The sequence below is a fragment of the Enterovirga sp. genome (assembly GCF_028290205.1).
Lineage (GTDB): Bacteria > Pseudomonadota > Alphaproteobacteria > Rhizobiales > Beijerinckiaceae > Enterovirga.
This window is the reverse complement of record NZ_JAQGKF010000043.1, coordinates 1-9,855: the sequence shown is the minus strand read 5'-3', so window position 1 is coordinate 9,855 and position 9,855 is coordinate 1. Positions and strand designations below refer to the sequence as shown.

Below are 9,855 nucleotides of genomic sequence, written 5' to 3'. Positions count from 1 at the left end.
CGGGGCGCTTGGGCCTCGCCGTGGATGCTCGGGGTCCAGCCATCCGGGCGCGCCGGGCCGCGGGCGGGCTGGCCGGACGAGGGCCGTCCGCCGCCGCGTCCATGGCCACCGCGCGCATGCGGCGCCGGAGCCCGCGCCGGCTCCTCGATCCGGGGCATCTCAGCCTTCGCGGCCGCGAAGCCGGACGGCAGCGGCGCGATCGCGATCTTGAGGCGCGTCAGCCTTTCGATGTCCCGCAGATAGGCCCGCTCCTCGCTGTTGCAGAAGGAGATCGCCTGTCCGGCGGCCCCGGCCCGCGCCGTGCGGCCGATCCGGTGCACGTAGCTTTCCGGCACGTTGGGCAGATCGAAGTTGATGACGTGCGACACGCCGTCGACGTCGATGCCGCGGGCCGCGATGTCGGTCGCGACCAGGACGCGACAGCGCCCGGCCTTGAACTCGGCGAGGGCGCGCTCACGCTGGCCCTGGCTCTTGTTGCCGTGGATGGCGGCAGCCGCGAGGCCGCTGCGGCCGAGCTGGGTGACCACCCGATCGGCGCCGTGCTTGGTGCGCGTGAACACGAGCACCCGGTCGACGGTCTCGTCGTTCAGCACGGTCCGCAGCAGGGCCGCCTTGTCCGACGTCGAGACGAACATCACGCTCTGATCGACGCGCTCGGCGGTGGTGGCAATCGGCGCCACCGCGACCTTGACCGGATCGGTGATGAACTGCGCCGAGAGCTGCTCGATGGTCTTCGGCATGGTGGCCGAGAAGAACAGCGTCTGGCGCTTCTTCGGCACCAGGGTCACGACCCGCCGCAGGGCGTGAATGAAGCCGAGATCAAGCATCTGATCGGCTTCGTCGAGCACCAGGATCTCCACCCCCCGCAGGGTCAGGCTGCGCTGATCGACGAGGTCGAGCAGGCGCCCCGGGGTGGCGACCAGAACGTCGACGCCGCCGGCCAGCGCACGCTGCTGGCGGCCGATCGGGACGCCGCCGAACACCACCGTGGTCGAGAGCCGGAGATGGCGGCCGTAGGCCTTGAAGCTGTCCGCGATCTGGCTCGCGAGCTCGCGGGTGGGGCTGAGAACGAGAACCCGGCAGCCGCGCGGCTCGGCCCGCCCCGGCTCTGCCGCAAGGCGGTGCAGGATGGGCAGCGCGAACGCCGCCGTCTTGCCGGTGCCGGTCTGGGCGATTCCCTGCAGATCGCGGCCGGCCATCACGTCCGGGATGGCCTGCTGCTGGATGGGGGTAGGCGTGGTGTAGCCTTCCTCGACAAGCGCCTTCAAGATAGGCGCGGCGAGGCCGAACTGGTCGAATGTGGACACGTGGATAAGGTCTTTCAGCCGGCGCCGCGGGCGGAATCCGCCGGGGCGCTGTCTCGGAGAGGCACCCGCGTGATGGGGCGCGTCTGTGTGAGGAGCGAATGAAGATGGAGGCCGGGCCGCCGCTCGTTACGCGGTAACCGTCACGCAGCCTCTCTCACGCGGCCCGCCGAGCGGGCGCTAACGCCGTAGGGCCGATATGGGCTCGACCTGCCCCGAAGTCAACCAACAGGCTCTGACTGGTGGGCGGTGACGGGCTCGAACCGCCGACCCTCTCGGTGTAAACGAGATGCTCTACCAACTGAGCTAACCGCCCGAGCTTCCTCGCTTAGCACGGCTCGATGGGCCCCGGAATACCGCCGCGACGGGCACAAAAAAGGCCCCCGGCGCGAGCCGGAGGCCTGGTCTCGATCCGGTCTGCGACCGGTCAATGGGCGACGTGGGCCGCCGGATCTTCCTCGGCCGCAGGCGACGCGACAGCCGGCACGGGCTCTTCCCACTCGATCGGCTCGAGCTTGCCCAGGAGCGCGTGTTCGAGCACCTGGTCCATGCGCGAGACGGGGACGATCTCGAGGCCGTTCTTCACGCTGTCCGGGATGTCGGCGAGATCCTTCGCGTTCTCCTCCGGAATCAGCACCTTCTTGATGCCACCCCGAAGCGCCGCCAGGAGCTTCTCCTTCAACCCGCCGATCGGCAGCACCCGGCCGCGCAGCGTCACCTCGCCCGTCATGGCGATGTCACGCCGCACCGGCACGCCCGTGAAGACCGACACGATCGACGTCGCCATGGCGATGCCGGCCGAGGGCCCGTCCTTCGGGGTTGCCCCCTCGGGCACGTGGACGTGGATGTCGCGGCGCTCGAACCGGGGCGGCTCGATGCCGAAATCGAGCGCGCGCGAGCGGACGTAGGACGCCGCCGCCGAGATCGATTCCTTCATCACGTCCTTCAGGTTGCCGGTGACCGTCATCTTGCCCTTGCCGGGCATCATGACGCTCTCGATGGTCAGCAACTCGCCGCCGACCTCCGTCCAGGCGAGACCCGTGACCACGCCGACCTGATCTTCGGCCTCGATCTCGCCGTAGCGGAACTTCGCCACGCCGAGATACTCGCCGAGATTCGCGGCCGTGATCTCCACCGCCTTGACCTCGGTGAGGATGATCTCCTTCACGGCCTTGCGGATCAGGTTCGACAGCTCGCGCTCGAGGTTCCGGACGCCGGCCTCGCGCGTGTAGCGCCGGATCAGCTCCAGCAGACCGCCGTCGTCGATCGCCCATTCCTTGTCGCCGAGCCCGTGCTTCTTCAGCGCGTTCGGGATCAGGTGACGGCGCGCAATCTCGGCCTTCTCCTCCTCCGTGTAGCCGGCGATGCGGATCACCTCCATCCGGTCCAACAGGGCCGGCGGGATGTTCAGCGTGTTCGCCGTCGTCACGAACATCACGTCCGACAGGTCGTAATCGACCTCCAGGTAGTGATCGCTGAAGGTGTGGTTCTGCTCGGGATCGAGCACCTCCAGCAGAGCCGAGGACGGGTCGCCGCGGAAGTCCATGCCCATCTTGTCGATCTCGTCGAGCAGGATGAGCGGGTTGGACGTCTTGGCCTTCCGCATGGACTGGATGACCTTGCCGGGCAGCGAGCCGATATAGGTCCTCCGGTGGCCGCGGATCTCGGCCTCGTCACGCACCCCGCCGAGCGACATGCGCACGAACTCGCGGCCGGTCGACTTGGCGATCGACTTGCCGAGCGAGGTCTTGCCCACGCCGGGAGGACCGACCAGGCACAGGATGGGCCCGGTCAGCTTGTTGGCGCGCTGCTGCACGGCCAGGTACTCGACGATGCGCTCCTTGACCTTCTCCAGGCCGAAATGGTCATGGTCGAGCATGACCTGGGCCCCGAGCAGATCCTTCTTGATCTTGGAGCGCTTGCCCCACGGGATGCCAAGCAGCCAGTCGAGATAGTTGCGGACCACGGTGGCTTCCGCGGACATGGGCGACATCTGGCGCAGCTTCTTCAGCTCGCCGCGTGCCTTGTCGCGGGCCTCCTTGGACAGCTTGGTCTTCTCGATCCGCTCCTCGAGCTCGGCCAGCTCGTCTTTGCCGTCCTCGCCGTCGCCGAGCTCCTTCTGGATCGCCTTCATCTGCTCGTTCAGGTAGTACTCGCGCTGGGTCTTCTCCATCTGCCGCTTGACGCGGGTCCGGATGCGCTTCTCCACCTGGAGCACGGAGATCTCGCTCTCCATGAGGCCGAGCACCTTCTCCAGCCGCTGCGCGACCGTCGGGGTGGCCAGCACCTCCTGCTTGTCCGAGATCTTGACCGCCAGATGCGAGGCGATCTGGTCCGCCAGCTTCGAGGCGTCCTCGATCTGGGTGACGGCCGCGACCACCTCGGGCGAGACCTTCTTGTTGAGCTTCACATAGTTCTCGAACTCGGACACGACCGAGCGTGCGAGGGCCTCCGACTCGACCTGATCGCTCACGCCATCGGCCAGCGCCTCGGCTTCCGCCTCGTAGAAATCCTCGGTCCGGGTATAGCGGCGCACCTTGGCGCGGCTCGCGCCTTCGACCAGCACCTTCACGGTGCCGTCGGGCAGCTTGAGCAGTTGCAGCACGGAGGCGAGCGTGCCGACATTGTAGATGGTGTCGGTCGCCGGGTCGTCATCCGTCGCGTTCTGCTGGGTGGCCAGCAGGATGTGAGTGTCGCGCTTGACGACCTCTTCCAGCGCCTTGATCGACTTCTCGCGCCCGACGAAGAGCGGCACGATCATGTGCGGGAACACGACGATGTCCCGGAGCGGCAGCACCGCGTAGGTGCCGACCGTACCGGGTTCGACCGGCTGACGGATCTTCGGGTCTGACATCAAGATGGATCCTCGTGACCACGCCCCCGCCGCCCCTCATTCGAGCGGGCGCGTGGACGGACAGCCGAAGCGCTCACGCCGACCGGCGGTAAATGGACCGGCGGTCGGTTGCGCCCGGCACGCGGCTGACGCACCTCAAACAGGAGCATACGCGCGTCGCGCAGAACGGAAGGTGGCGAAGGCGGACGCAGCTTTCAAGCAACGATCGGTCGCACCCGGCGGCCGTTGACGGCAACAGGCCGACGCCCCGGGCCACGCGGGCCCGCGGCAGGCTCGCGCAGCTGAAGGCGCGCTCGCGGAGGGAGCCTCGCGGCACGCGGCCCCCCGAGTTTCGTCCCGCTCTCAGGCGGATTCCTTCGCGGGCTCCTGCCCGCGATCGCCATGGATGAAGAGCGGACGCGTCTTGCCCTCCACCACCTCGGGACCGATCACGACCTGCTCGACCGAATCGAGCCCCGGGAGGTCGTACATGGTGTCCAGCAGGATGCCTTCGAGGATCGACCGGAGCCCGCGGGCCCCCGTCTTGCGCTCGATCGCCTTCCTGGCCACCACCGACAGGGCCTCGTCCTGGAACGTCAGATGGACGTCCTCCATCTCGAACAGCCGCTGATACTGCTTCACCAGCGCGTTCTTGGGCTCCTGGAGGATGCGCTTCAGGGCGACCTCATCCAGGTCCTCGAGAGTTGCCAGCACCGGCAGGCGGCCGACAAATTCGGGGATCAGGCCGAATTTCAGCAGGTCCTCGGGCTCGACCTCCCGGAACACCTCGCCGGTGCGCCGGTCGTCCGGCGCGGAGACGGAGGCCCCGAAGCCGATCGAGGTGCCCTTGCCGCGTTGGGAGATGATCCGCTCCAGCCCCGCAAAGGCGCCGCCGCAGATGAACAGGATGTTGGTCGTGTCCACCTGCAGGAATTCCTGCTGCGGGTGCTTGCGGCCGCCCTGCGGCGGCACGGACGCGACCGTGCCCTCCATGATCTTGAGCAGCGCCTGCTGCACGCCCTCGCCCGAGACGTCGCGGGTGATGGACGGGTTGTCCGACTTGCGGGAAATCTTGTCGATCTCGTCGATATAGACGATGCCGCGCTGCGCCCGCTCGACGTTGTAGTCGGAGGCCTGCAGCAGCTTCAGGATGATGTTCTCGACATCCTCGCCGACGTAACCGGCCTCCGTCAGAGTCGTCGCGTCGGCCATCGTGAACGGCACATCGAGGATGCGGGCGAGCGTCTGCGCGAGCAGCGTCTTGCCCGACCCCGTGGGGCCGATCAGCATGATGTTCGACTTCGCCAGCTCGACGTCGTTGTGCTTCGTCGCGTGCGCCAGCCGCTTGTAGTGGTTGTGCACCGCGACAGAGAGCACCTTCTTGGCGTGGTCCTGGCCGATGACGTAGTCGTCGAGGACGCGCCGGATCTCCTTCGGAGTCGGCACCCCGTCGCGCGACTTGACCAGCGAGGACTTGGATTCCTCGCGGATGATGTCCATGCACAGCTCGACGCATTCATCGCAGATGAACACCGTCGGCCCCGCGATCAGCTTGCGGACCTCGTGCTGGCTCTTGCCGCAGAACGAGCAGTAGAGCGTGCTCTTGGAATCGTTGCCGCTGCCCTTGCTCATCAAGCTCTCCAGTCGGACCGAGAGCCGTGCACCGACCCGCGAATCACGTTCCAGGGTAACCGGCCGCGACCTAAGGAAAGGTCACCTGGCCGGGTCGTCTCCGCCCCCCACGCCGTTCGCCCGGCCGAGCCTCGGCCGATGCAATCACGCGCGGCTGCGCGGATCAATAGGCGGCCGCCACGGTCACTTCGCCGCGCGCCGCCTCGAAAAGGGCGCCGCTCAGGCTGCGGCCCCGGCTTCCGGCCGCTTGATCAGGACCTGATCGACGATGCCGAACTCCCTGGCCGCATCCGCGGTCATGAAGTTGTCGCGCTCGAGCGCCTGGTGAATCGTGTCGTAGTCGCGCCCCGTATGCTTCACGTAGATCTCGTTCAGGCGCTTCTTCAGCGCCTCGATCTCGCGGGCATGGATCAGGATGTCCGTCGCCTGGCCCTGAAACCCGCCCGAGGGCTGGTGAACCATGATGCGGGCATTGGACAGGGCGAAGCGGTGACCCGGCTCACCGGCGCAGAGCAGCAGCGAGCCCATCGAAGCGGCCTGGCCAACGCAGAGCGTCGCCACCGGGCAGCGGATGAACTGCATGGTGTCGTAGATCGAGAGACCCGAGGTCACCACCCCGCCCGGGGAGTTGATGTAGAAGGAGATCTCCTTCTTCGGGTTCTCGGCCTCAAGGAACAGGAGCTGCGCGACGATCAGCGAGGCTGAATAATCCTCGACGGGGCCCGTCAGGAAGATGATCCGCTCGCGCAGCAGGCGCGAGTAGATGTCGAAGGCGCGCTCGCCGCGGTTGGACTGCTCGACCACCATGGGGACGAGCATATTGTTGAAGATTGCGACTGGATCTCTCATTGCCCTCATCTCGTCCCGGACGGGAGGACGGCGTGTCCGACCTCAGCCCCGTCCGTGCGCGCCCGACGCCCGCACGTTCTTGTCAGGAGGGGCCGGCCGCGGCGGACGCCTGCGCGTCCGTGCTCGCCGGCTCGTCCTCGTCGCGGAACAGCTGCTCGCGCGAGGTCGGCTCCTCGACCACGGTCACCTGCCCGAGGATGTGGTCGACCGTCTTCTCCTCGAAGATCGGCGCCCGCAGCTCGGCCTTGGCGCCGGGGTTCTTCTGGTAATATTCCCAGACCTGCCTCTCCTGGCCGGGGAACTGCCGGACGCGCTCCACAAGGGCGCGGTCGACCTCCTCGTCCGTGACCTTGATATCGGCCTTCTCCCCCACCTGCGCAAGGACGAGGCCGAGCCGAACGCGGCGCTCGGCGATGCGGCGGTATTCCGCACGGGCGGCCTCTTCGGTCGTGCCCTCGTCGGCGAAGCTGCGGCCGCCGTTCTTGAGGTCCGCCTCGACCTGACTCCAGACAGCCTGGAATTCCTGCTCGATCAGCCCGTCGGGGAGTTCGAAGGTGTAGCGGGTGTCGAGCTGGTCCAGCAGCTCCTTCTTGAGCTTGCGCCGGGACTGCGCGTCATAGTCACGGCTGATGGCCGCCCTGACCGCGTCGCGGAGCTTGTCCAGGCTTTCCATGCCGAAGCCCTTGGCGAGCTCGTCGTCAACCACCGTCTCGCCTGGGCCTTGGACGGCCTTCACGGTCACCTGGAACTCCGCCGGCTTGCCGGCCAGGTCCGCCACCCCGTAATTCTCCGGGAACGTCACCGTCACGGTGCGCTCGTCGCCAGCCGCCGCGCCGACGAGCTGCTCTTCGAATCCGGGGATGAAGGAGCCGGCGCCGATCTCCACCTCGATGCCCTCGGCGGAGCCACCCTTGAACGGCTCGCCGCCCATGGTGCCGACGAAATCGACCGTGACGCGGTCGCCTTCGGCGGCGGGGCCGTCCTTGGGCGAGAAGGTCCGGTTCTGCTGCGCCATGCGGTCGATCGCGGTGGCGAGGTCCTCGTCGGACACTTCGGCCACCTGCTTCTTGACGGTGACGCCCGACAGGTCGGCGAGTTCAAATTGCGGCAGCACCTCGAGGGCCACCGTGAAGTCGAGGTCGCCCTTGGCTTCCAGCGCCTTCTCGACATCCTCGCGATTGCCCGCCATGTCGATCTTCGGCTCGAGCGCGAGCCGGAGGCTGTTGTCCTCGATGATCTTGCGGTTGGCCTCGTTGACGGCGTTCTGGACGACCTCGGCCATCACCGACCGGCCGTACAGCTTGCGCAGATGGGCCATCGGCACCTTGCCGGGCCGGAAGCCGTTGATCTTCACGCGATCCTTGAGGCCCGCGAGTTCGCTCGACAGTCTCTGTTCGAGCTCGCTCGCCGGGAGGGTCACGCGGTATTCGCGCCTCAATCCTTCCGACCTCGTCTCGGTGACCTGCATTGTCTTGCCTCGTCGCACGGATCGCTTGGAACGGGCCCAAGAGACTGGGCCGCAGCAACGCGGAGCAGATAAGCGATGGCGGAGTGGTGCGGGCGGAGGGGCTCGAACCCCCACGACTCTCGTCACGGGAACCTAAATCCCGCGCGTCTACCAGTTCCGCCACGCCCGCCTGGCGCCGCGCCGCGGTAGCCGGCTCTTCTCACGTTCGGCCCGGCCCGGCAAGTCTGCGAAGGCCGCTCTCGCCCGATCGGCGACAGCAGGATAGAGGGTGCCGATGACCACCCGCCTCGACCGGCGCGGCCTCCTTGCCGGCCTCGCCGTGACGCTCACCTCCCTGCCGGCCGGTCGGCGCGCCCTCGCGACCGCCCCGGATGGAGTCCACATCCTTGACGCAGCCCCCCTGCCCTCGACGTTGGTCGCGGGCGGCGAGCCGGCCGAGACGTGGCGGTTCGGCGGGGAAGCGGTCGAACCCGTGATCCGAATCCGCCACGGCGAAGAGGTTCGGGCGCTGTTGCGCAACCGCACGCCGAAGCCGCTCGCCCTCCATTGGCACGGGGTGCGGGCCGCGCCCGGGCCGAAAGGGGCGGCCGGGCTCGGCGGCGTTCCGGTTCCCCCGGGCGAGAGCACCGAATACCGTTTCACGCCGCCTGATCCCGGTACCTACCTGATCCGGCCGCTCGTGATCGGCGGCTCGAGCGAGCCGGCCGGGCGGGGCCTCGGCGGTCTGCTGGTCGTAGAGGAGCGCGAACCGCCGGCCGTCGATGCGGAATTCGCGCTGGTCATACGGGACTGGCTCGTCCAGCCCTCCGGGGCGCTCGCGCCCTTCGGGCAGCCCCAGGAAGCCGCGACGGGAGGTCGCCTCGGCAACCGGATCACGGTCGCGGGCGCCGAGGCGCCGAAGCGCATCGCCCTCCCGCCAGGGTCCCGCATTCGGCTCAGGCTCGCCAATGGTTGCAACGCCCGCCTGATGCGGATCCGCTTCGAGGGGCTGAAGACCTTCGTGGCGGCCGTGGACGGGCAGCCGACGGACACCTTCGAGCCCCTCCGCTCCACGCTGCCGACGGCGCCGGGCACGCGCTACGATCTGCTCCTCGACGTGCCGGCCGAGCCGGGCGCGGTCGGGCGCATCTCGGCCCTGGTGGGGGGCGGTGTGGTGCTGGTGGAACTCGTCGCCGACGGCGCGGCCCCGGTCAGCCGCCCTGTGCCAGCCGCGCTGCCCCCGAACCGGCTGCTGCCGCTGCAGATTGCACTTCAGAACGCCCTGCGCCGCGACATGGCGCTGACCGGCGGGGCCACCCGCAGCGAGACTGGCCAAGTCGCCTACCCGGCCGATCCGGCGCGGAGCTGGCAAGTCAACGGCGCGCCCGGGTCCAGCGCCGCCGCCCCCCTGTTCTCGGCCCGGCGCGGCCAGCCGGTCGTGCTCGCCATCCGCAACGGCACGGGTTTCGTTCAGCCGGTCCATGTCCAGGGGCATGTGTTTCGCATGCTCCATCCCCTCGACGACGGCTGGGAGCCCTACTGGTTCGACACGCTCCAGGTGGCCGAGGGCAAGACCGTTCGCATCGCCTTCGAGGCGGGCGCACCCGGCCGGTGGATGATCGCGTCCACCGTGACCGAGCGGTTGGATACGGGCCTGTGGACCTGGTTCGAGGTGACGTGAACCTCTAATCGAGGCCCCGCCAGACGGCGGGCAGCATCTCGGGCAGGTCCTCCGCGATCAGCCCGCGGCCGAACCGGGTCGCCGCGTCGGCATGCATCCAGACCGCGGC

The 9,855-nt window shown here is 68.4% G+C and carries 6 protein-coding genes and 2 tRNA genes; 1 reads left to right on the top strand and 7 read right to left on the bottom strand.

All coding sequences use genetic code 11. The annotated features are described in order from the left end of the window. The 7 genes from JWR86_RS03085 to JWR86_RS03055 all read right to left on the bottom strand — a co-directional run. On the bottom strand, positions 1–1,307 hold a 1,307-nt coding region (locus tag JWR86_RS03085; protein ID WP_299560569.1), incomplete at its 3' end, for a DEAD/DEAH box helicase. 237 nt (positions 1,308–1,544) lie between these two features. Further along, positions 1,545–1,620, bottom strand: a tRNA-Val gene (locus JWR86_RS03080). 111 nt (positions 1,621–1,731) lie between these two features. Beyond that, positions 1,732–4,158 (bottom strand): endopeptidase La, encoded by a 2,427-nt coding sequence (lon, locus tag JWR86_RS03075; RefSeq protein ID WP_299560568.1) that lies wholly within the window; start codon positions 4,156–4,158, stop codon positions 1,732–1,734. A 342-nt stretch (positions 4,159–4,500) separates the two neighbouring features. Further along, entirely contained in the window at positions 4,501–5,769 is a 1,269-nt protein-coding gene (clpX, locus tag JWR86_RS03070) for an ATP-dependent Clp protease ATP-binding subunit ClpX (protein ID WP_299560566.1), read from the bottom strand. 219 nt (positions 5,770–5,988) lie between these two features. Then, entirely contained in the window at positions 5,989–6,618 is a 630-nt protein-coding gene (locus JWR86_RS03065) for an ATP-dependent Clp protease proteolytic subunit (protein WP_299560564.1), read from the bottom strand. 82 nt (positions 6,619–6,700) lie between these two features. Further along, positions 6,701–8,086 (bottom strand): trigger factor, encoded by a 1,386-nt coding sequence (gene tig, locus JWR86_RS03060; protein ID WP_299560562.1) that lies wholly within the window; start codon positions 8,084–8,086, stop codon positions 6,701–6,703. 84 nt (positions 8,087–8,170) lie between these two features. Beyond that, positions 8,171–8,255, bottom strand: a tRNA-Leu gene (locus JWR86_RS03055). A 105-nt stretch (positions 8,256–8,360) separates the two neighbouring features. Between JWR86_RS03055 and JWR86_RS03050 the strand changes: the two genes are divergently transcribed. After that, positions 8,361–9,746 carry a multicopper oxidase family protein gene (locus JWR86_RS03050; protein ID WP_299560560.1) on the top strand — a complete coding sequence of 462 codons (1,386 nt, stop codon included), beginning with the start codon at positions 8,361–8,363 and terminating at the stop codon, positions 9,744–9,746. Positions 9,747–9,855 lie beyond the last annotated feature (109 nt).

Excerpts from the sequence above, each read along its gene's own strand:
- lon (WP_299560568.1), bottom strand. The coding sequence starts at position 4,158 with ATGTCAGACCCGAAGATCCGTCAGCCGGTCGAACCCGGTACGGTCGGC.
- clpX (WP_299560566.1), bottom strand. The coding sequence starts at position 5,769 with ATGAGCAAGGGCAGCGGCAACGATTCCAAGAGCACGCTCTACTGCTCG.
- JWR86_RS03065 (WP_299560564.1), bottom strand. The coding sequence starts at position 6,618 with ATGAGAGATCCAGTCGCAATCTTCAACAATATGCTCGTCCCCATGGTG.
- tig (WP_299560562.1), bottom strand. The coding sequence starts at position 8,086 with ATGCAGGTCACCGAGACGAGGTCGGAAGGATTGAGGCGCGAATACCGC.
- JWR86_RS03050 (WP_299560560.1), top strand. The coding sequence starts at position 8,361 with ATGACCACCCGCCTCGACCGGCGCGGCCTCCTTGCCGGCCTCGCCGTG.